Here is a 20,820-nt window from a genome sequence, read left to right on the forward strand (position 1 = left end):
GGGGCACCGTCGGATCATGGGCCGCTCTTCGGAACCGTCGAACACACGCAGTACCGGGACAGAGCCGTACCGGCTTTCGGTCGATGACCGGACCATCGCCGGGCACGCCCAGGACATCCGGCTGCGGCTCTACCGCCCGCTGATCGGGCTGACCGTTCCGGCCCTGCTGTACCTGCATGGCGGCGGCTTCACCTCCGGTTCGCTGGAGGAAGCGGAGACCGCCGCCGCCGCCATCGCGGAGAGCGTGCCGGCGCTGGTCGTCTCGGTCGGCTACTCGCTGGCCCCGGCCCACTGCTTCCCCACCGCCGCCCACGACGCCCACCAAGCCGCCCTGTGGACCTTGGCCGAAGCCCGCGACCTCAACATCGCCAAGGGCGGGCTGGGCGTCGCCGGGCACGACGCCGGCGGCCATGTCGCCGCCTCGCTGACCTTCCTGGCCCGCGACCAGGGCGACGTGGACATCCGCGCGCAGGCCCTGCTCGGCCCGATGCTGGACCCCAGCCTGACCCGCGCCGGCGACGCTCAGGCCATGCAGTGCGACGTTCCGGCCACCGCCTACGCCCGCTGCTACCGCGCCTATCTGCCGGACGCGGCGCAGCGTGTGCACCCCTACGCCGCACCGCTGGATTCCCGCCGGCTGGCCGGGCTGCCGCCGACGCTGATCGTCACCGCGCAGAAGGACGTCCTGCGCATCGAGGCGGAGCAGTACGCCGCCAACCTGATCGGAGCCGGCGTGCCCACCGAGGTCACCCGCTTCCCCGCCATTTCGCACGCCGCCCTGCCCGGCCACCGCCCGGCGCTGCTGGCGGTCGCCGACTTTTTCCGCCGCCGCCTGTCCCCCGCGGACGGCCGGGGCGTCCCTGTCTGACTCCTCCAGGAGAGTGATCCCATGTCGTTGTCTCCTTCGAAGCTCGCCCTCCTTCTCGCCGTCGGCGCCGCGACCGCCGGTGTCGCCGGTGTCGTCGCCACCCAGGGCCACGCCGACGCCCCCGCGGCGTCCGCCGCCGCCCCGCCGCCGCCCGAGGTGGACGTGGCGCCGGTCGTCGCCCGCAAGATCACCGACTGGCAGTCCTACTCGGGCCGCCTGGAGGCGGTCGACCGGGTGGAGGTCCGCCCGCAGGTGTCCGGCGCCATCACCGCCGTGCATTTCCGCAACGGCGCGCTGGTGAAGAAGGGCGATCCCCTCTTCACCATCGACCCGCGCCCCCACGTCGCCGAGGTCGCCCGGGCCGAGGCCCAGGTCGCCGCCGCCCAGGCCGCGGTGCGCTTCACCACCGCCGACCTCGACCGCGCCCAGCGGCTGGTCCAGAACAACACCGTCTCGCGCCAGACGCTGGACGAGAAGGAGAACGCCGCCCGCGAGGCGGTCGCCAACCTGAAGGCGGCGCAGGCCGCGCTCGACCTCGCCCGCATCGACCTGGAGCACACCCAGGTGACCGCCCCGATCTCCGGCCGCGTCTCGCGCGCCGAGGCGACGGTGGGCAACGTCGTGGCGTCCGGCGCCTCCGCCGCCCCGCTGACGACGCTGGTCTCGGTCTCGCCGATCTACGCCTCCTTCGACGTCGACGAGCAGACCTACCTGCGCCACATCGCCAGCGTGAAGGACGCCGCCGACGTGCCGGTCCAGCTCGGCCTCGCCAACGAGAACGGCTATTCGCGCGGTGGCACGGTGGAGCATGTGGACAACCGGCTCGATTCCGTGTCGGGCACCATCCGCGTGCGCGCCAAGTTCGACAATCCGGACGGCATGCTGGTCCCCGGCCTCTACGCCCGCGTCAAGGTCGGCGGCAGCACCCCGCACGACGCGCTGATGGTCGAGGATCGCGCCATCAACACCGACCAGGACAAGAAATTCGTCCTGGTGGTCGGCGGCGACGACACCGTCCAGTACCGCGAGATCATCCTGGGTGCTGCGCAGAACGGGCTGCGGGTGGTCAAGAGCGGCCTCGCCGCCGGGGAGCGCATCGTCGTCAACGGCCTCCAGCATGCCCGCCCCGGCGCCCGCATCAGCCCGAAGACCGTGGCGATGGGCAAGCCGGCGGACGCCATCGAGACCGCCGCGAACCAGTAACAGTCTCGCCCCCCTCCCCAACCCTCCCCCGCTTTGCGGGAGAGGGAGGGGGCCTTGCATCCAAACTCCATGCCGCCCGCTGGGAAGGCCATCATGAACATCTCGAAATTCTTCATCGACCGCCCGATCTTCGCGGGCGTGCTGTCGGTGGCGCTGTTCCTGGCGGGAGCGATCTCGCTGTTCCAGTTGCCCATCTCCGAATACCCGGAGGTCGTTCCGCCGTCGGTCGTCGTGCGCGCCCAGTTCCCGGGCGCCAACCCCAAGGTCATCGCCGAAACGGTCGCCTCCCCGTTGGAGGAGCAGATCAACGGCGTCGAGAACATGCTGTACATGCAGTCGCAGGCCAACAGCGACGGCAACATGGCGCTGACCGTGACCTTCCGGCTGGGCACCGATCCGGACAAGGCGCAGCAGCTCGTGCAGAACCGGGTGGCGCAGGCGCTGCCGCGCCTGCCGTCCGACGTGCAGCGGCTGGGCGTGACGACGGTCAAAAGCTCGCCCACCCTGACCATGGTCGTGCATCTGCTGTCGCCCAACGACCGCTACGACATGACCTACCTGCGCAACTACGCCATCCTGAACGTCAAGGACCGGCTGAGCCGGATCTCCGGCGTCGGCGAGGTGCAGGTGTGGGGCGCCGGCGACTATTCCATGCGCGTCTGGCTCGACCCCAACAAGGTCGCCCAGCGCGGCCTGACCGCGTCCGACGTGGTGGCGGCGATCCGCGAGCAGAACGTCCAGGTCGCGGCGGGCGTCATCGGCGCCTCCCCCTCCCTGCCCGACACGCCCCTGCAGCTCTCGATCAACGCGCAAGGGCGCCTGACGACGCCGGAGGAGTTCGGCGCGATCATCCTGAAGACCGGCGAGCAGGGCGGCGTCACCCTGCTGCGCGACGTCGCCCGTGTGGAGCTGGCGGCGGCGCAGTACGGCCTGCGCTCGCTGCTGGACAACAAGCCGGCGGTGGCGCTGGGCATCAACCAGTCGCCGGGCGCCAACGCGCTGGCCATTTCCGACGCCATCCGGGCGACCATGGCCGACCTCAAGGCCGACATGCCCGACGGCGTCGATTACAGCATCGTCTACGACCCGACGCAGTTCGTCCGCTCCAGCATCGACGCGGTGATCCACACGCTGCTGGAAGCCATCGCCCTGGTCGTGCTGGTGGTCATCGTCTTCCTCCAGACGTGGCGCGCCTCGATCATCCCGCTGCTCGCAGTCCCGGTGTCCATCGTCGGCACCTTCTCGCTGATGCTGGCGCTCGGCTACTCGATCAACGCGCTGTCGCTGTTCGGCATGGTGCTGGCCATCGGCATTGTCGTGGACGACGCCATCGTCGTCGTGGAGAACGTCGAGCGCAACATCGAGAACGGGTTGTCGGCCAAGGAAGCCACCTACCGCGCCATGCAGGAGGTCAGCGGCCCGATCATCGCCATCGCGCTGACGCTGGTCGCCGTCTTCGTCCCGCTGGCGGCCATGAGCGGCCTGACCGGCGAGTTCTACAAGCAGTTCGCGATGACCATCGCGATCTCCACCGTCATCTCCGCCTTCAACTCGCTGACCCTGTCGCCGGCCCTGGCGGCGGTCCTGCTGCGCGGCCACGACCAGCCGCAGGATTGGCTGACCCGCGCGATGAACAAGGTCTTCGGCGGCTTCTTCCGGCTGTTCAACCGCGTCTTCCACCGCGCCTCGACCGGCTATGGCCGCGGCGTCGGCGGGGTGGTGCGGCACAAGGGGCTGATGATGCTGGTCTATGTCGGGCTGCTCGGCGTCACCGTGCTGCTCGGCCGCACCGTGCCGATGGGCTTCGTCCCGGCGCAGGACAAGGAATACCTCATCAGCTTCGCCCAGCTTCCCAACGGCGCCTCGCTCGACCGGACGGAGGCGGTGATCCGCGAGATGACCGACATCGCGCTGGCCCGCCCCGGCGTGCAGAGCGCCGTCGCCTTCCCCGGCCTGTCGGTCAACGGCTTCACCAACAGCTCCAGCGCCGGCATCGTCTTCGTCACGCTGAAGCCCTTCGCCGAGCGCAAGGACCCGTCGCTGTCGGCCGCCGCCATCGCCGGTGATTTGCAGAAGCGCTACGCCGGCCTGAAGGAAGCCTTCGTCGCCATCTTCCCGCCGCCGCCGGTGATGGGCCTTGGCACGCTGGGCGGCTTCAAGATGCAGATCGAGGACCGCGGCGCGCTGGGCTACGAGGCGCTGAACGCGGCGGTCGGCTCCTTCCTGAAGAAGGCCATGGAAACGCCGGAGCTGGGACCGGCCTTCTCCAGCTACCAGATCAACGTGCCGCAGCTCGACGTCGATCTCGACCGGGTGAAGGCCAAGCAGCAGGGGGTGCCGATCGGCGAGGTGTTCGACACCATGCAGATCTATCTGGGCTCGCTCTACGTGAACGACTTCAACAGCTTCGGCCGCGTCTACCAGGTCCGGGTCCAGGCCGACGCGCCCTTCCGCGCCGAATCCGCCGACATCGGCCTGCTGAAGACGCGCAACGCCCAGGGCGACATGGTGCCGCTCTCCTCGCTGGTCACGGTCAAGCAGAGCTACGGGCCGGAGATGGTCGTGCGCTACAACGGCTACACCGCCGCCGACATCAACGGCGGCCCGGCCCCCGGCTATTCGTCGGGCCAGGCGCAGGCGGCGGCGGAGCGCATCGCCCAGGAAACCCTGCCGCGCGGCGTGCGGTTCGAATGGACCGACCTGACCTATCAGGAGATCCTGGCCGGCAACGCGGCGCTGTGGATCTTTCCCATCAGCATCCTGCTCGTCTTCCTGGTGCTGGCCGCCCAGTACGAGAGCCTGACCCTGCCGCTGGCCATCCTGCTGATCGTCCCAATGAGCCTGATGTCGGCGCTGGCCGGGGTGTGGCTGACGGGGGGCGACAACAACATCTTCACGCAGATCGGCTTCATGGTTCTGGTCGGCCTGTCGGCGAAGAACGCCATCCTGATCGTCGAGTTCGCCCGCGAGCTGGAGCATCAGGGGCGCAGCGTGGTGCAGGCCGCCATCGAAGCCAGCCGGCTGCGGCTGCGGCCCATCCTGATGACCTCCATCGCCTTCATCATGGGCGTGGTGCCGCTGGTCACCTCGACCGGCGCCGGCGCCGAGATGCGCCACGCGATGGGCGTGGCGGTGTTCGCCGGGATGATCGGCGTCACCCTGTTCGGCCTGATGCTGACGCCGGTCTTCTACGTCCTGCTGCGCACGATGGTCGGGGCCGGCAAGCCGGCGGCGGTGCCGACCGGTCCGGCGCTCGCCCATGGGCATGGGGACGACTGAGCGTTCCTGAAGGAGCCTTCGCCTTAACCGTGGCGGGGAGCCGGGGCCGAGCGCCCCGCTCCCCGCCGCGTCGTTTCTCCGCCGACCCTCCCCCTGCTTGCTCTGGCACAACGAACGGCGACGCTTCCGCCGGCACTCTCACCGTCACGCACCGCCCATTCGCTGGCGGCCCCGGTTGGAGACCCCGTCATGTCCAGTGCAGCCATCAGCACCACCCTGTACCGCCATCACCACGCCACCGTCGGGCAGCTCGTCGACCGGATCGACTCCCTGCTGGCGGCACCGTCCCCGGTGGCGAACGCCGCCGCTCTCGCCGCGGCGGTCCGCGACCTGTTCGGCGTGTTCACCGTCCACCTGTCGCTGGAGGACAGCGCGCTCTACCCGCGTCTGCTGGCCCACCCGACCCCGGCGCTCCGCGCCACGGCGGCGCGCTTCCAGGCCGAAATGGGCAGTCTGCGGGCGCGCTTCGACCGCTACCGGGCGAGCTGGCCCGGCCCGTTGGCGGTGTCCAAGGACCCGGAGACCTTCGTCCGCGAGACGCGCGAGGTGGTGACCGCCCTCAAGCACCGCATCGCCCGCGAGGACCTGGAACTGTACGACGTCATCGACCGCGCCGCCCTCGCCGACAAGACGGCCGACCGCTGAAGGCGGTGCCCGCGCCTCCCTCTTGACAATTCGTTCGCTACCTTGCAAATATCGCTAGGTAGCGAACGAATTGAGGGGAGCTTCTGCGTCATGGATCAGCGGAACGACGCCGGGCATCCGACCGTGGGAGCGTGGACGAAACGCTGCTACTTCGCGGGCCGCGCGCTCATGGACGCGACCCTGCGGCCGTACGATCTGGGATCGACGCAATGGTATGTGCTCTGGCATCTGGCGCAGGTCGGCCCGACCGTTCAGCGCGATCTCGGGCGGGCGCTCGAACTCGAACGGGCGACCTTGAGCGGAATCGTCGCCACGCTCGTCCGCAAGGGGCTGGTGTGCCAGACATCGAGCGGCGACGATCAGCGCCAGCGTCTTCTGACGCTGACCGCCGCGGGTGAAGCCCTGTGGCGTGAACTCCCCGATCTTTCGTTCATTCACGACGCCGCGTTCGGCGGCATCGACGAGGCCGACTTGGCCACGACGATCCGTGTCCTGCAAACGGCGACCGAACGCCTGCAATATCTTTTGCGAAAGGAATGAACCGATGACGATCCTGATCACCGGAGCGACGGGGCTCGTGGGTGAGCGGCTCGTTCCGCGGTTGATCGAAGCGGGACGGTCCTGCCGGCTGCTGCTGCGGGCCGGAAAACCCTGCGCCGCCGGAGCAACCGCCGTGACCGGCGACATTCTCGACCCGTCGACGCTGCCGGACGCCGTCCGGGGCGTCTCGGCGATCGTGCATCTGGCGGCCGTCTTCCGCACCCAGGATTCGGACCTGATCTGGCGGAGCAACCTCGACGGAACCCGCAACCTGATCGCCGCAGCGAAAGCGGAAGCCCCGGAGGCGCGCTTCATCCTGTCGAGCACCAGCCATGTCTACAACATCGGCAACCCGCATCCCGGGCGGGAGGACGACCCGGTCGATCCGAAACAGGCCTATCCCGCGAGCAAGGTGGCGGCGGAAAACGCCCTGCGCGAAAGCGGCCTGACCTGGTCCATCGTCCGCTTCCCGTTCGTGTACGGCGACGGCGACGGGCATCTCGAATCGCTGCCGAGATACGTCGGCGACTGGCATCCCGCGCAGCGGATGAGCACAATCCATCACCGCGACATCGCCACGGCGATGAATTTGGCTTTGGACGGGGTGTTCGATCGGCGCGTCGTCAATGTTGCGGACGACGCGGCGATGTCCATCCACGAGCTTGCGGGCGTGCTGGAAACGAGACTGGCGTCGCGTTCCGAGCCCCTCCCGCATCCCTGGCATCTGCACGTCGACACGTCCTTCGCGCGCCGTCTCGGCTTTCGCCCGACCGTGAGGACCGTCCACCAAGCCCTGCAAGAAGGGTTGATGTGACCGGGTAATCAGGGGCAGCCGAAACAGTCCTGTCATGACCCGTCGCGTGCTTGCGCACCCTCGCCGTGGGCTGGCCAGGGGGTACAAGTAAGAATGCGACTTGTTCGCAATTGACTTTTGCCCTATAGGTCTGGCGGCTCGGGGGAGGATTCCGGGGGTCTGTTCAATCCGGTGGCTGGGAGGCCGATCCATGCCGTTCCATCCCAGAATGCAAAGCAGCACGGAAGGGATCACCATCCTGGGTGACCTTCAGTGGCGCGCCTGGAACGGGATGATCGCCGACCTCTGGAACGTCGCCTGCGACCGGAACGGCCAGGGGGAGTATGTGTCGGAGGCCCCGCGGCTGGTGATCGTCCTCGATCAGGTGGGGGAAGGCGGCTTGCACGTCACGGCCTCGCCCGGCCGCGGCGAGGCCGGCCGGCTCAGCCGGCGCGAACCGCTGAGCTATGTGCCCGCCGGCCTGCGGGTATGGTCGCGCACGGTCAACGTCCGTCGGCTCACCCATCTCGACCTCCATTTCGACATGTCCGTTCTGGGAAGCCGCTTCGTGGACGGGCTGGACGTCCGGGGCATGGAGCGGCCACGGCTGAATTTCGCCGACGACCGACTGTTCGCGCTGGCCCGCCTGATCGCGGCGGAATGCCGGACGTCGGCGAACCTGCACGACCTCTACGGCGAGAGCCTGATGGCCGCGCTGTTCGTCGGCCTCGCGCAGGCGGAACCCGTTGCCGAACGCAAGCGGGGGCAACTGCCGCCGCGTCAGTTGAGGCGCGTCACCGACTACATCGAGGCGCATTGCGCCCGTCCCATCCGCCTGCAGGAACTGGCCGAGCTGACCGGCCTGTCCACCACCCACTTCTGCACCGCCTTCAAGGCCTCGACCGGACTGCCGCCCCACAAATGGCAGATGCGGGTCCGCGTGGAACGGGCCAAGAGTCTGCTGACCGGCTCGGACATGACGCTGGCCACCGCCGCGGTGATGGCGGGCTTCTCCGATCAGGCGCACCTGACGCGCGTCTTCCGCCAGATCGTCGGCACCACGCCTGCCGCGTGGCTGCGCAACCACACCGGCTGAGCCGGGCGCTGCCCGACGCACCCCGGCATCGACGAATGCCGGAAGATCGTCCAACCCGTCCAAAGAGCGTTCAATCGCGCCGCTTCATGCACATGCTAATCATTCGCAACAACGAGGGCGCTTCGGGACTCGCCGGTCCGAAGGCGTTCCGCGGATGCCGCATACAGTCCGAGGCCGATTGCGATGAGTGATATTTCCAACAAGCCACTGACCCGCTTCCTTTTGAGCAGTACGGCGCTCGCTGCCCTGCTGGTGCCGGCGCTCGCCCAGGCGCAGGACGCCACCGCCCCGGCGGTCCTGGCACCGGTGACCGTCGAGGGCAGCCGGAGCGCCGACACCGCGACCAGCCCGGTCCGCGGCTATGTGCCCGGCCGCTCGACCACGGGGTCCAAGACCGACATTCCGCTGGAGGCGATCCCGCAATCCGTCTCGGTGATCGGGCGCGAGGAGATGGACGACCGCGGCGCGCAGAAGGTGGACGAGGCGCTGCGCTACACCCCCGGCGTCTTCAGCCAGCCCTTCGGCCCGGACAGCGACACCAACTGGATCTTCATCCGCGGCTTCCAGGCGACGCAGACCGGCGTCTACCAGGACGGACTCCAGCTCTACAGCTACGGCTTCGGCGGTCAGTTCGTGGACAGCTACACGCTGGAGCGGATCGAGGTGCTGCGCGGCGCCTCCTCCGTGCTCTACGGCGGCAGCAACCCCGGCGGTCTGGTGAATTACGTCACCAAGCGGCCCGGCGACACGCCGGTGCGCTCGGTCGAGGCAGGGATCAACCAGCATGGCACCGCCCATCTCGGCGTTGATGTCGGCGGCGCCATCGACCCGACGCTGAGCTACCGGCTGACCGGGCGCATCGCCGGCGGCGACAGCTACACCGACTTCGCGGACGGCTTCCGCGGCACCATCTCGCCGAGTTTCAAGTGGTCGCCGAACGAGCGCAGCACGCTGACGGTGCTGAGCAACTACACCGACATCGACGAGACGCACAACGGCGGCGCCTTCCTGCCCTATGTCGGCACGGTGAAGCCGGCCCCCTTCGGGCGCATCGACCGCAAGGCCAACTTCACCGAGCCGGACATCGACACCTTCCGGCGCCGTCAGGCCTCCATCGGCTACGAGTTCGAGCACCGCTTCGACAACGATCTGACCTTCCGCCAGAACGCCCGCTACGGCTACAGCCGGGTCCACGAGGTCTCGGTCTATCCCTTCGGCTACAACGGCTTCTCGGCGGTGCCGACCGATCCGGACAACCTGTTGTCGCGCATCAATTTCGAGCACACGACCAAGGTCAACACCTTCCTGATCGACAACCAGCTCGAATCCAAGTGGCAGACCGGACCGGTCGCCCACACGGCGCTGGTCGGTGTCGACTACAAGTATTTCAAGATGGATCAGGTGCAGGCGTCCGGCTCGGCCACGCCGATCAGCGCCACCAACCCGGTCTACGGCGCCGCTCAGGGCCAGCGCTTCTCCTACATCGACCAGGAGCTGACGATGGGTCAGCTCGGCGTCTACCTCCAGGACCAGATGCGCTTCGGCCAGGGCTTCCTGGTGACGCTGAATGGGCGCTACGACATCGCCTCGACCGACGCCGACGGCACGCCCGCCTATGACGGCAAGGACGGAAAGTTCAGCGGACGCGCCGGGCTGGCCTACGAGTTCGCCAACGGCATCACCCCCTACGTCAGCGCCTCGACCTTCTTCAACCCGGTGCTGGGATCGTCGGCGGTGGCCGGCGTGTTCAAGCCGGAAACCGGCCAGCAGTACGAGGTCGGCGTCAAGTACCGCCCGGCCTGGATGGACGCCATCTTCACCGCGGCCCTGTTCGACCTGACGCGCACCAACGTGGTGACCGGACCCTTCAACGCCGAGACGCAGCTGGGCGAGGTCAATTCGCGCGGCATCGAGCTGGAGGCCAAGGCCAACATCACGCCGAACCTGAAGGCGGTCGCCTCCTTCACCGCGCTCGACCTCGACATCAAGAAGGACGCCAACCCGGCGCTTATCGGCAAGACCCCCTACATCGTGCCGCAGGTCCAGGGCTCGGCCTTCCTCGACTACACCTTCCGGGAAAATGCGCTGGACGGCGTGTCGGTGGGCGGCGGCGTGCGCTACGTCGGCTCGTCCTGGGCCGACAACGAGAACACGCTGAAGGTCCCCGCCGCCACCGTGTTCGACGCGCGGATCGGCTACAAGCCCGCCGCCTGGGGCGTGAATCTCGCCGTCACCAACCTGTTCGACAAGGAGTATGTGGCGAGCTGCCAGACCCAGTTCTCCTGCGGCTACGCCGAGGGTCGGACGGCTCTGCTGACCGTCAACATGACGTGGTGACGTGAATCCCCTCTCCCGTCCCGGGAGAGGGTGCCCGCGCAGCGGGCGGGTGAGGGTAAAGCCGAGGATCAATCAACTATCCTTGGCGGTACCCTCACCCTTCCCGCGCATTGCGCGGGCCCCTTCCCTCTCCCGGGGCGGGAGAGGGAAATTCATAGGAACATTCAGAAAGACCGATGACCAGCCCGGACCAGACCCAACCCCTCTACGACCTCGCAGGCGTGAGCTTCTCCGTTGCCGGACGGGCGATCCTCTCGGGGCTGTCGCTCCGGCTGGAGCAGGGACGGATCTATGGGCTGGTCGGCCCCAACGGGTCGGGCAAGAGCACGCTGATCCGCCTGCTGGCCCGCCAGCAGCCGCCGGGTGGTGGCGCCATCCGCTGCCTGGGGACGGACCTTTCGCGGATCGGCGACCGCGACTTCGCGCGCACCGTCGCCTACATGCCGCAATTCACCCCGCCCGCCGAGGGCATGACGGTGCGGGAGCTGGTGGCGCTCGGCCGCTTTCCCTGGCACGGCGCGCTCGGCCGCTTCGGGGCAGAAGACGCCGCCAAGGTGGCGGAGGCCATCGCCGAAACCCACCTGGACGCCTTCGCCGACCGGCTGGTCGACAGCCTGTCGGGCGGCGAGCGGCAGCGCGTCTGGCTGGCCATGATGCTGGCCCAGGACACGCGCTGCCTGCTGCTCGACGAACCGACCTCGGCGCTGGACATCGCCAGCCAGGTGGAGCTGCTGGGGCTGGTGCGCCGGCTGAGCCGGGCGCGCGGCATCGGCGCGGTCATCGTGCTGCACGACATCAACATGGCGGCCAGCGTCTGCGACGAGATCCTGGCGATGCGCAACGGCGCGCTGATCGCCCAGGGCACGCCCGACGCCATCATGACCGGCGAGACGCTGGGGGCCATCTACCGTCTCGCCATGACGACCGTCCCGCACCCGGTGACCGGCAAGCCGATCGGTTGCGTGCTGTGACGGGGCGGACGACGATCACGCGCCGCCACGCGCTGGGGCTGGCCGCCGGAGCGGTGCTGCTGCCCCGCCTCGGGCACGCCGCGTCGGGGCGGCGGGTCGCCGCCATCGACTGGGCAGGGCTGGAGACGGCACTGGCGCTGGGCATCGTGCCGGTCGCCGCGACCGAATTGATCCAGTTCCGCAAGACCGTCGTCGAACCGGAGGTCCCGGGGTCGGTGATCGACCTCGGCCTACGCGGCACACCGAACTACGAGGCGCTGACCCTGGCCGAGCCGGACCTCATCCTCACCTCCAACTACTATGAGGGGCAGCGGGCCAGCCTGGAGCGGGTGGCGGAAACCCTGTCGCTGCCGATCTACCAGCCGGGCGTGCCGCCTTACACGCTCGCCACCGAAGCGGCGCTGACCCTCGGCCGGGTGCTGGGCCGGGAGGCGGAGGCCCGCGCCTTCGTCGCCGGAGCCGACGCGGAGATCGCCCGGCTGGGCGACTCCCTGCGCGGCACCGTCCGCCGCCCGGTTCTGGCGATCAACTTCGGCGACGCCCGCCATGTCCGCGCCTTCGGCGACGACAGCATGTTCGGCGCGGTGCTCCAGCGGCTGGGGCTGCGCAACGCCTGGGCCTCGCAATCGAGCTACAGCGCCGCGGCGCCGCTGGGGATCGAGGCGCTGGCCCGGATGCCGGACGCCATCACCGTCGTCGTTCCGCCGCTGCCGTCCGACGTGGTGCGCGGGCTGGACGACAGTGCCCTATGGCAGGCCCTGCCGATGGTGCGGCAGAAGCGGGTGAGCGTGATCGAGCCGGTGAACCATTTCGGCGGGCTTCCGGCCGCCCTGCGCTTCGCCCGCCTCGTCACCGCCGCCCTGCTGCGGCCGGAGACCGTCCGCCATGGCTGAGCGCGTGGCCGTCAACCGAATCCTGCTGTGGAGCGGGCTGGCGCTGGCCGCCGCCGCGCTGTCCGCTTGGCAGGTCGCCGGGCACGCCGCGGCACCGTCCATGCCTTTGCCGCCGGACGCCGCATGGCTGGACGGCGTCATCCTCTATCACAGCGTGTTGCCGCGGATCGCGGTGGCACTGGTCGCCGGGGCGGCGCTCGGCCTGTCCGGGCTGCTGCTCCAGCGCATTCTGCGCAACCCGCTGGCCGAGCCCTCGACGCTCGGCGTGTCGGCGGGCGCCCAGCTCGCCCTGACGCTGGGGATGCTCTACGCTCCGACCGTGATGGATCACGCGCGGGAGGGGGTGGCGTTGGCCGGCGGTCTGGCGTCGGTCGGGCTGATCCTCGCCATGACGTGGCGGCGCGGGCTGGAGCCGGTGGCCGTCGTGCTGGCCGGGATGATGGTCGCCCTGACCGCAACGATGGGCAGCGCCGCGTTGATCCTCGCCAACGGCGAATACCTCTTTTCCATCTTCCTCTGGGGCGGCGGGGCGCTGGCGCAGCAGAGCTGGGGGCCGACGCTGACCATCGCCGTCCGGCTGCTGATCGGCGTCGGCGCCGCGTTCCTGCTGATGCGCCCGCTGGCCATCCTCGGGCTGGACGACGCCAGCGCCCGCAGCCTCGGCATTGCCCTCAACACCACGCGCTTCGGAGTCATCGGGGTCGCGGTCTGGCTGGCGGCGAGCGTGACGGCGGAGGTCGGGGTGATCGGCTTCGTCGGTCTGGCCGCCCCGGCGCTGGCGCATCTGAGCGGCGCGCGCACCCAGGGCCAGAGGCTGGTCGCCGCCCCGCTGATCGGCGCGCTCCTGCTCTGGCTGACCGACGGGCTGGTGCAGCTTCTGGCCGGGGTGGACGGGGAGCGGGTGCCGACCGGGGCGGCGACGGCGCTGCTCGGCGGCCCGCTGCTGCTGTGGCTGCTGCCGCGCCTGCGCATGTTCGAATGGCCGTCGCTGAACAGCCGTCCCGCGCCGTCGCGCCGCAGCCCGCACCCTTACCGGCTGATCGCCCTGTTCGCCGTCCTCGGCGCCGTTGCCGTGGGCCTCGCCCTCACGGTCGGTTATGGGCCGGGCGGCTGGACGCTGTCCACCGGCCCGCTGCTCGACACGCTGCTGGGCTGGCGCGGCCCCCGCGTGGCGGTCGCGGCGGCGTCCGGGGCGATGCTGGCTGCCGCCGGGATGCTGTTGCAGCGGGTGACCGCCAACCCGCTGGCCAGCCCGGAAATCCTCGGCGTCGGCACCGGGGCGGGGGTCGGGCTGACCGCCGCGCTGTTCCTCGTCGCAGCACCCGGCTTCGGCGTGCAGCTCGCCGCATCGGCGGCGGGGGCGGTGCTGACGCTGGCCGCCATGTTGGCCCTGTCGCTGCGCGCCGGCTTCGGGCCGGAGCGGCTCCTGCTGGCCGGCATCGCCATGAGCGCCCTGTGCAGCGCCGTGCTGACCGCGGTCATCGCCACCGGCACGCCGCAGGCCTTCGCCCTGCTGCGCTGGCTGAGCGGATCGACCAACGAGGCCGGCCCGGGCGACGCCTGGTTCTGCGCCGGTGTGGCGGTGCTTCTGCTGGCAACCCTACCACTGACCGCCAAGTGGTTGGAGATCCTGCCGCTGGGCGACGTGACGGCGCGGTCCGTCGGGTTGCCGGTGCGGCGCTGCCGCGTCCTGCTGGTGCTGCTGGCCGGGCTGCTGACCGCGGCGGCGGCGCTGTTCGTCGGGCCGCTGAGCTTCATCGGCCTGATCGCGCCGCATCTCGCCCGGCTGGCCGGGCTGGGCCGCCCACTTAACCAGGGTATCGGGGCCGTCCTGATCGGCGCCGGGCTGATGGTGGTGTCGGATTGGCTGGCCCGCACCGTCGCCTTCCCTTATCAATTGCCGCTCGGCCTGTTCGCCGCGCTGCTCGCCGGCCCCTATCTGGTCTGGCTGCTCGGCCGCTCCGACGCCCGCAGCCATTGACGCCGCCTGCCCCTTTCCGCCGTTCCGCAATGAGAAGAGCCATGCTCCGCCGTTTCCTCTCCTACTACCGTCCCTTCACCGGCCTGCTGGTGCTCGACATCGTGTGCGCCGTCCTGTCGGGCCTGCTGGAGCTGGGATTCCCGATGGCCGTGCGCGCCTTCGTCGACCAGCTCCTGCCGACCCAGGACTGGCCGCTGATCGTCGCCGCCACGGTGGCGCTGCTGGCGATCTACATGGCGAACGGCGGCCTGATGGCCATCGTGACCTATTGGGGCCACATGCTCGGCGTGAACATCGAGACGGAGATGCGCCGCAAGAGCTTCGACCATCTGCAGAAGCTCTCCTTCAGCTTCTACGACAACAACAAGACGGGCCATCTCGTCGGGCGGGTCACCCGCGACCTGGACGAGATCGGCGAGGTGGCGCACCACGGTCCCGAGGATCTGCTGATCGCGGTGATGACCTTCGTCGGCGCCTTCACACTCATGGCCGTGGTGCATCTGCCGCTGGCGCTGATCACCGCGGCCATCGTGCCGGTGATCGCCTTCGTGACCAGCCGCTACGGCGGGCGGATGACGAAGAACTGGCAGGCGCTCTATTCCCGCGTCGGCGACTTCAACGTCCGCATCGAGGAGAATGTCGGCGGCATGCGCGTCGTCCAGGCCTTCACCAACGAAGACCACGAGCGCAAGCTGTTCGCCGAGGACAACGACCGCTACCGCACCACCAAGCTCGCCGCCTACAAGATCATGGCGGCCTCGACGACGCTCAGCTACATGAGCATGCGGCTGATCCTGATCGTCGTCATGCTGACCGGCGCCCATTTCGTGCTGGTGGGCGAGCTGACCCAGGGCGGGTTCTTCGCCTTCCTGCTGCTGGTCAACACCTTCTTCCGCCCGATCGAGAAGATCAACGCGGTCATCGAGACCTACCCCCGCGGCATCGCCGGCTTCCGCCGCTATACCCAGCTCCTCGACACCCAGCCGGACATCGCCGACGCGCCCGGCGCCGTCGCGGCCCCGGCGCTGAAGGGCGACATCCGCTACGAGGGCGTGTCCTTCGGCTACGACCCGGCGCGCCCGGTGCTGAAGGGCGTCGACCTGTCGATCAGGGCCGGCTCGACCGTCGCCTTCGTCGGGCCGTCGGGTGCCGGCAAGACGACGATCTGCTCGCTGCTGCCACGCTTCTACGAGGTCATGGCGGGACGCATCACCATCGACGGGCTGGACATCCGCGCCATGACGCTGGCCTCGCTGCGCCGGCAGATCGGCATCGTCCAGCAGGACGTATTCCTGTTCGGCGGCACGATCCGCGAGAACATCGCCTACGGCCGTCTCGGCGCCGGCGACGCGGAGATCATGGAGGCGGCGCGGCGGGCGCATCTCGACGGGCTGATCGCCTCCCTGCCGGAGGGGCTCGACACGATCATCGGAGAGCGCGGCGTGAAGCTGTCCGGCGGGCAGAAGCAGCGCCTGACCATCGCCCGCATGTTCCTGAAGAACCCGCCGATCCTGATCCTCGACGAGGCGACCTCCGCGCTCGACACCCAGACCGAGCGGGAGATCCAGAAGTCGCTGATGGAGCTGGCGGAGGGGCGGACCACCCTGGTCATCGCCCACCGTCTGGCGACCATCCGCAACGCCGACGAGGTCTATGTCGTCGGCACCGAGGGCGGGCTTCAGAGGATCACCCACGAGGAGCTGGCGGCGCGCGGCTGATCGCGCCGCAAGCTCCTCGCGCGGCGGCCTCAGCCCTCGGCGGCGATGGCTTGGACGAATTCGTCGAGAAGGGCTTCGGTGTCCAGGCCATAGTCGTCCGCCACCTCGGCGATGGTCTGGAAACGCGCCATCGGGCAGCCGGGACAGGCCATCCGGTGCTTGAGGAAGACGGAAAGGGTCGGTGGCCAGCGCTCCAGCACATCCTCGACAAGATCAGAGGACGAGGGCAAGGCCGTGGTGGTGGAGTGTGATGGCGGGGCGATCATCCCGTCACTCTGGCACACCGGAACGCGCGTCTCTTTGCGCCCGCGCAAACGGAACGAAGGCTCCGCCCCGGTTATTTCTCCTCCGGCCTCTCCGGCCTGGGCAGGTCCTCGGCGATGGCGACCAGGGCGTGGGGCTGGCGGATCGTCACCTGCTGGCGCCCGCTCCCGACGATCCCCTGCCCCTCCCAGCCGCTGAGGATGCGGCTCACCGTGTGCAGCGTGGTGCCGGTCATCTCCGCGATGTCCTGGCGGGACAGCGGAAAGTCGATCTCGACGCCATTCCCAACCCGGCGGCCGGCCTGACGGACCAGCCGCAGGAGCGCGTGGGCGACGCGCCGCTCGACCCGCTCGGTGGACAGCTCGCGCAGGCGGGTCTGCACCTCCTGCAGGCGGCGGCCGACGACGTCCAGGGCGTTCAGCGCGATGCGGGGGTAGCGCTCCATCAGCTCGCCCATCGTGGCGGCCGTCCAGTGGACGCCGACGCAATCGACCATGGCGAGCGCGTCGGCCGGGTAGATGCCGCCCGAGAACACCGCCGCCGTGCCGAACATCTCCCCCGCGCCGATGTAGCGGACCACCAGCTGCTGCCCGTCGGCCCCGGTCTGGACGATCTTGACCCGCCCGTCGATCAGCGCGTGGCACAGCGCCGCGCGGTCGCCCTGGGAGAAGATGGTGGTTCCCTTCTCGATCCGCCGGGTGTGGGCGGACCGGACGATCTCCGCCAAGGCCGCCGCGTCCAGACCGGAGAACAGCCGCAGGCCACGCAGAACGGCGGGATCGGGGGCAAGCGGCGTCATCGGACCATCCTTACGGCAAAGGCCGCGCCCGACCACCCCAGCGGGAAGCCGTCACGGAAACGTTGCCTTACACCATGACCGCCCGCGCGCCGCGCCGCAACCCGCCTGCGATCAAGGTCCCAGTTTGGCTGTTTGTGCTGGAACAAAGAGCCGTCCCGACCGGCACTTTAGGCTTGCCATCACATCGCAACCCTCCGGACCTCCCCCATGCAAATCGCCGAACAGTCCACCGCGGCCGAGCCGGTCATCGACGTCCAGTCCATTCCGCCCCACCAACGCCACCCGCTGATCCTCCAGGCCACGCAGGATCTGGCGCCGGGCCGCGGCTTCGTGCTGGTCAACGACCATGACCCGCGCCCGCTCTCCCTCCAGATCCAGGCGCTGTTCGGCGACGCGGTGAGCTGGACCTATCAGGAGCGCGGGCCGGAGCGCTGGCGGGTGCGCATCGGGCGGCCCGAGTCCGGGACCGCGCCGGCGACCTCCCTGCGGGTGCGCATCGGGCGCGGCGGGCAGGCCAGCGCGGTGGCCGCCGAAACGCCGCTCGGCGTGGCGGGCGGCGGGCTGGTCTGCGAGATCACCGACTGCCCGCCCGGCACGACCGCGGAGCAGGTGCTCGACCTGATGCAGGGGGTCATCCCGCCGGCCGGGCAGCTTCACCTGCCCTACGAGCGTCTGGTCGCCCGGCGTTCCGGCTCCTGCTGCGGCGGAATGTGCGGCTGATCGCCCCAGGCGGCGTTTCGGGACCTTGGGCTTGACCGTCATCAAGGATGGTATGACCACCGGGCTGTATTGCCGAAGCCCGGCGGGCTCCGCCCGCCAAACGACCATTCCGAAGGGAAGGAGACAGGCGTATGCGCGATCCCGGATTTATGGCTCAGGCCCAGGAGATGGCCCCGGACACCCGTGCCCGCGACGTCGAGGTCCAACTGACGCGGGCCGGACTGGGGGTCGCGCGGCGGCTCGGCGACCGGGCCGGCGGCCTGCTGTTCGACCGGCTGCTGCGGATTTTGGAAGCGCGCCACCCGCGCGCCTTCACCGCCCTCGGCGAGTTGCCCGACGCCCGCCTGCTCATCGACCCGGTGGACGCGCCCGCCGCCCTGCTGCTCCGCGTCGGCCCCACCCTCGCCCTGCGGGTCTGCGACCGCAACGCCGAGGCGGAGGCCACGGTGCGCGGCCCCTGCGCGCGGCTTCTCGACCTGCTGGAAGGGCGCATCGACGGCGACGCGCTGTTCTTCCGCCGCGAGCTCTCCATCGAGGGCGACACCGCGCTGATCCTGGCGCTCCGCAACACGCTCGACGGCGAGGAGATGGACCTGTTCGGCGACGTCGCCGCCGCGGCTGGTCCGCTGCGGCACGCCCTGCCCGTGGCGCGGCGCAACGCCGGGCGGGCGCTCGACCTGCTCGCCACGGCGCGCCGCTTCGCCCCGCCGCCGGTGCGCTGGGGCATGGCCGTTCTGGAGCGGCGGCTCACCGGCCCGCGGCAGGGAGCGTGACGGCATGGGGTCCTTCGAACTGATCTGCCCGGCGGGCAACCCCGCCGCGTTGCGCGCCGCCGTGGACGCGGGCGCCGACGCCGTCTATCTGGGCTTCCGCGACGAGACCAACGCGCGCAACTTCCCCGGCCTGAACTTCTCGCGGCCGGAGCTGGCCGAGGCCATCGCCTACGCCCACGCGCGCTCCGTCCAGGTCTTCGTCGCCATCAACACCTACCCCCAGGCCGGCAACCTCGCCCCCTGGCAGCGCGCGGTGGACGACGCCGCGCGGCTGAAGGCGGACGCGGTCATCCTCGCCGACCTCGGCCTGCTCGACCACGCGGCGAAGCACCACCCGGAGCTGCGGCTCCACCTGTCCGTTCAGGCCTCCGCCGCCAACGCCGAGGCGATCCGGCTCTACCGCGAGGCCTTCGGCGTGCGGCGGGTCGTGCTGCCCCGCGTGCTGACGGTGCCGGAGATCGCCCGGCTGAACGCCGAGGTCGACGTGGAGACGGAGGTCTTCGTCTTCGGCGGCCTCTGCCCGATGGCAGAGGGGCGCTGCTCGCTGTCCTCCTATGCGACCGGGTTGTCGCCCAACAAGCAGGGGGTCTGCTCCCCGGCCAGCCATGTGCGCTACGAGCCGCGCGGCGAGGCGCTGGCCTCCCGTCTCGGCGGCTTCACCATCAACGTCTTCGGCGCCGGGGAGCCGGCGGGCTACCCGACGCTGTGCAAGGGCCGCTTCGTGCCCGGCGGCGGCACCTCCAGCGATCCGGCCTACCTGTTCGAGGAGCCGACCAGCCTCAACGCGCTGGCCCTGCTGCCGGAGCTGAAGGCCGCCAAGGTGTGCGCCCTGAAGATCGAAGGCCGCCAGCGCGGCAAGGCCTACATCGCCGCCGTGGTCGGCGCCTACCGCCGGGCGCTGGACGCGTTCGAGCGCGGGCTGCCCGTGCCGGCGCTCGACCTGGAGGCCATGGTCGAGGGCGGGGCCCAGACCACCGGCGCCTACACCCGCGCGTGGCGCTGAGGAGTTGCGTTCATGAAACCCACCCTGACCCTTGGCCCCGTCCTGTTCAACTGGCCGGCGGAGCGCTGGCGCGATTTCTACGCCCGCATCGCCGACGAGGCGCCGGTCGACGCCGTCGTCGTCGGCGAGATCGTCTGCTCCAAGCGCGCCCCCTTCCTCGCCCCGGTCATGGACGAGGTGATCGCCCGTCTGGCCGCCGCCGGGAAGGAGGTCTGGCTCGCCAGCCCGATCCTGGTCGGCAGCGACCGCGAGCGCGCGGCGATGCGCGACCTCCTGGAGAGCGACCTGCTGCCGGTGGAGGCCAACGACATGGGCGCGCTGGCCCTGCTGGAGGGACGCCGCCACGCCGTCGGCCCCTTCATCAACAGCTACAACGAGGCGACCCTGGCTTGGCTGGCCGGGCGTGGCGCCGTCGCGGTGTCGCTGCCGGCGGAGCTTCCCGCCGCCTCGATCGCTGTGATGGCGAAGACGGGGGCGGCGCTCGGCCTGTCCATGGAGGTGCAGGTGTTCGGGCGGGCGCCGCTCGCCATCTCCGCCCGCTGCTACCACGCGCGGGCGCACGCGCTGCACAAGGACGGCTGCCAGTTCGTCTGCGCCAACGACCCGGACGGCATGCCGGTCAGCACCGTCGACGGCCAGCCCTTCCTGTCGGTCAACGGCACGCAGACGCTGTCGCACGGCTATCTGGCGCTGGCGGCGGAGATCGACCGGCTGCGGGCGATGGGCATCCGGCGCTTCCGCCTGTCGCCGCAGGACCTCGACATGGTCGCCGTTGCCACGGCCTTCCGCGCCGTTCTGGACGGCGAGCGCAGCGGACAGGACGTGATGGCGGAGCTGCGCGGCATGACCGCCGTCCCGCTGGAGAACGGCTTCTTCCACAACATGGCGGGTGCGGCCTACGCCGACGCCCCGGCCGCCTGACGCGCCCGCCATCCGA

At 70.1% G+C, this 20,820-nt stretch carries 18 protein-coding genes; 16 read left to right on the top strand and 2 right to left on the bottom strand.

Translation table 11 applies throughout. The features are described 5' to 3' along the window. Nucleotides 1-16 precede the first annotated feature (16 nt). From ACFPMG_RS01760 to ACFPMG_RS01815, 12 genes are all read left to right on the top strand, one after another. The gene (locus ACFPMG_RS01760) at nt 17-868 is read left to right on the top strand and encodes an alpha/beta hydrolase (RefSeq protein WP_376993531.1); all 852 of its coding nucleotides are present in this window, start codon (nt 17-19) and stop codon (nt 866-868) included. A 21-nt stretch (nt 869-889) separates the two neighbouring features. Next, nucleotides 890-2,071, top strand: a complete 1,182-nt coding sequence (locus ACFPMG_RS01765) for an efflux RND transporter periplasmic adaptor subunit (protein ID WP_376993532.1) — start codon at nt 890-892, stop codon at nt 2,069-2,071. A 93-nt stretch (nt 2,072-2,164) separates the two neighbouring features. Then, nucleotides 2,165-5,350, top strand: coding sequence for an efflux RND transporter permease subunit (locus ACFPMG_RS01770; protein ID WP_137118617.1), 3,186 nt, complete (start codon nt 2,165-2,167; stop codon nt 5,348-5,350). Between the two features lie 189 nt (nt 5,351-5,539). Beyond that, on the top strand, nt 5,540-5,995 hold the full coding sequence (locus tag ACFPMG_RS01775) for a hemerythrin domain-containing protein (protein ID WP_376993533.1): 456 nt from the start codon (nt 5,540-5,542) through the stop codon (nt 5,993-5,995). Between the two features lie 90 nt (nt 5,996-6,085). Next, nucleotides 6,086-6,535, top strand: a complete 450-nt coding sequence (locus ACFPMG_RS01780) for a MarR family winged helix-turn-helix transcriptional regulator (protein WP_376993534.1) — start codon at nt 6,086-6,088, stop codon at nt 6,533-6,535. 4 nt (nt 6,536-6,539) lie between these two features. Further along, complete coding sequence (locus ACFPMG_RS01785) at nt 6,540-7,349, top strand: NAD-dependent epimerase/dehydratase family protein (protein ID WP_376993535.1); 810 nt, start codon at nt 6,540-6,542, stop codon at nt 7,347-7,349. A 190-nt stretch (nt 7,350-7,539) separates the two neighbouring features. Beyond that, nucleotides 7,540-8,424 carry a helix-turn-helix domain-containing protein gene (locus tag ACFPMG_RS01790; RefSeq protein WP_376993536.1) on the top strand — a complete coding sequence of 295 codons (885 nt, stop codon included), beginning with the start codon at nt 7,540-7,542 and terminating at the stop codon, nt 8,422-8,424. A 183-nt stretch (nt 8,425-8,607) separates the two neighbouring features. Continuing rightward, complete coding sequence (locus ACFPMG_RS01795; RefSeq protein WP_376993537.1) at nt 8,608-10,761, top strand: TonB-dependent siderophore receptor; 2,154 nt, start codon at nt 8,608-8,610, stop codon at nt 10,759-10,761. Nucleotides 10,762-10,937: 176 nt separating this feature from the next. Continuing rightward, entirely contained in the window at nt 10,938-11,732 is a 795-nt protein-coding gene (locus ACFPMG_RS01800) for an ABC transporter ATP-binding protein (RefSeq protein WP_376993538.1), read from the top strand. Beyond that, entirely contained in the window at nt 11,729-12,625 is an 897-nt protein-coding gene (locus ACFPMG_RS01805) for an iron-siderophore ABC transporter substrate-binding protein (RefSeq protein ID WP_376993570.1), read from the top strand. Before ACFPMG_RS01800 ends, ACFPMG_RS01805 begins: the two co-directional genes overlap by 4 nt. Continuing rightward, complete coding sequence (gene fhuB, locus ACFPMG_RS01810; RefSeq protein WP_376993539.1) at nt 12,618-14,606, top strand: Fe(3+)-hydroxamate ABC transporter permease FhuB; 1,989 nt, start codon at nt 12,618-12,620, stop codon at nt 14,604-14,606. Before ACFPMG_RS01805 ends, fhuB begins: the two co-directional genes overlap by 8 nt. A 41-nt stretch (nt 14,607-14,647) precedes the next feature. Continuing rightward, nucleotides 14,648-16,324, top strand: coding sequence for an ABC transporter ATP-binding protein (locus tag ACFPMG_RS01815; RefSeq protein ID WP_376993540.1), 1,677 nt, complete (start codon nt 14,648-14,650; stop codon nt 16,322-16,324). A 29-nt stretch (nt 16,325-16,353) separates the two neighbouring features. Here the strand turns inward: ACFPMG_RS01815 and ACFPMG_RS01820 are convergent, their stop codons facing one another. Both ACFPMG_RS01820 and ACFPMG_RS01825 read right to left on the bottom strand, forming a co-directional pair. After that, nucleotides 16,354-16,590, bottom strand: a complete 237-nt coding sequence (locus ACFPMG_RS01820; RefSeq protein WP_376993541.1) for a DUF1858 domain-containing protein — start codon at nt 16,588-16,590, stop codon at nt 16,354-16,356. A 71-nt stretch (nt 16,591-16,661) separates the two neighbouring features. Beyond that, nucleotides 16,662-17,387, bottom strand: a complete 726-nt coding sequence (locus tag ACFPMG_RS01825) for a Crp/Fnr family transcriptional regulator (protein WP_376993542.1) — start codon at nt 17,385-17,387, stop codon at nt 16,662-16,664. A gap of 207 nt (nt 17,388-17,594) precedes the next feature. On the opposite strand from ACFPMG_RS01825, the gene ACFPMG_RS01830 reads away from it, so the two are divergent. The 4 genes from ACFPMG_RS01830 to ubiV all read left to right on the top strand — a co-directional run bounded on the left by ACFPMG_RS01830 (nt 17,595) and on the right by ubiV (nt 20,804). Next, nucleotides 17,595-18,107: a DUF2249 domain-containing protein gene (locus ACFPMG_RS01830; RefSeq protein WP_376993543.1), complete on the top strand. Its 513-nt coding sequence runs from the start codon at nt 17,595-17,597 to the stop codon at nt 18,105-18,107. A 131-nt stretch (nt 18,108-18,238) separates the two neighbouring features. Then, the gene (ubiT, locus tag ACFPMG_RS01835; RefSeq protein WP_376993544.1) at nt 18,239-18,880 is read left to right on the top strand and encodes a ubiquinone anaerobic biosynthesis accessory factor UbiT; all 642 of its coding nucleotides are present in this window, start codon (nt 18,239-18,241) and stop codon (nt 18,878-18,880) included. 4 nt (nt 18,881-18,884) lie between these two features. Further along, nucleotides 18,885-19,883, top strand: a complete 999-nt coding sequence (gene ubiU / locus ACFPMG_RS01840) for a ubiquinone anaerobic biosynthesis protein UbiU (RefSeq protein WP_376993545.1) — start codon at nt 18,885-18,887, stop codon at nt 19,881-19,883. Nucleotides 19,884-19,895: 12 nt separating this feature from the next. After that, nucleotides 19,896-20,804, top strand: a complete 909-nt coding sequence (gene ubiV / locus ACFPMG_RS01845; protein ID WP_376993546.1) for a ubiquinone anaerobic biosynthesis protein UbiV — start codon at nt 19,896-19,898, stop codon at nt 20,802-20,804. The last annotated feature ends 16 nt before the right edge of the window (nt 20,805-20,820 follow it).

Origin of the sequence: Azospirillum himalayense, assembly GCF_042657465.1 — a bacterium.
In the GTDB taxonomy this organism is placed as follows: Bacteria; Pseudomonadota; Alphaproteobacteria; order Azospirillales; family Azospirillaceae; genus Azospirillum; species Azospirillum himalayense.

Bases quoted from the DNA above. Each gene is read 5' to 3' on its own strand.
- ACFPMG_RS01760 (WP_376993531.1), top strand. From the start codon at position 17: ATGGGCCGCTCTTCGGAACCGTCGAACACACGCAGTACCGGGACAGAG.
- ACFPMG_RS01765 (WP_376993532.1), top strand. From the start codon at position 890: ATGTCGTTGTCTCCTTCGAAGCTCGCCCTCCTTCTCGCCGTCGGCGCC.
- ACFPMG_RS01770 (WP_137118617.1), top strand. From the start codon at position 2,165: ATGAACATCTCGAAATTCTTCATCGACCGCCCGATCTTCGCGGGCGTG.
- ACFPMG_RS01775 (WP_376993533.1), top strand. From the start codon at position 5,540: ATGTCCAGTGCAGCCATCAGCACCACCCTGTACCGCCATCACCACGCC.
- ACFPMG_RS01780 (WP_376993534.1), top strand. From the start codon at position 6,086: ATGGATCAGCGGAACGACGCCGGGCATCCGACCGTGGGAGCGTGGACG.
- ACFPMG_RS01785 (WP_376993535.1), top strand. From the start codon at position 6,540: ATGACGATCCTGATCACCGGAGCGACGGGGCTCGTGGGTGAGCGGCTC.
- ACFPMG_RS01790 (WP_376993536.1), top strand. From the start codon at position 7,540: ATGCCGTTCCATCCCAGAATGCAAAGCAGCACGGAAGGGATCACCATC.
- ACFPMG_RS01795 (WP_376993537.1), top strand. From the start codon at position 8,608: ATGAGTGATATTTCCAACAAGCCACTGACCCGCTTCCTTTTGAGCAGT.
- ACFPMG_RS01800 (WP_376993538.1), top strand. From the start codon at position 10,938: ATGACCAGCCCGGACCAGACCCAACCCCTCTACGACCTCGCAGGCGTG.
- fhuB (WP_376993539.1), top strand. From the start codon at position 12,618: ATGGCTGAGCGCGTGGCCGTCAACCGAATCCTGCTGTGGAGCGGGCTG.
- ACFPMG_RS01815 (WP_376993540.1), top strand. From the start codon at position 14,648: ATGCTCCGCCGTTTCCTCTCCTACTACCGTCCCTTCACCGGCCTGCTG.
- ACFPMG_RS01820 (WP_376993541.1), bottom strand. From the start codon at position 16,590: ATGATCGCCCCGCCATCACACTCCACCACCACGGCCTTGCCCTCGTCC.
- ACFPMG_RS01825 (WP_376993542.1), bottom strand. From the start codon at position 17,387: ATGACGCCGCTTGCCCCCGATCCCGCCGTTCTGCGTGGCCTGCGGCTG.
- ACFPMG_RS01830 (WP_376993543.1), top strand. From the start codon at position 17,595: ATGCAAATCGCCGAACAGTCCACCGCGGCCGAGCCGGTCATCGACGTC.
- ubiT (WP_376993544.1), top strand. From the start codon at position 18,239: ATGCGCGATCCCGGATTTATGGCTCAGGCCCAGGAGATGGCCCCGGAC.
- ubiU (WP_376993545.1), top strand. From the start codon at position 18,885: ATGGGGTCCTTCGAACTGATCTGCCCGGCGGGCAACCCCGCCGCGTTG.
- ubiV (WP_376993546.1), top strand. From the start codon at position 19,896: ATGAAACCCACCCTGACCCTTGGCCCCGTCCTGTTCAACTGGCCGGCG.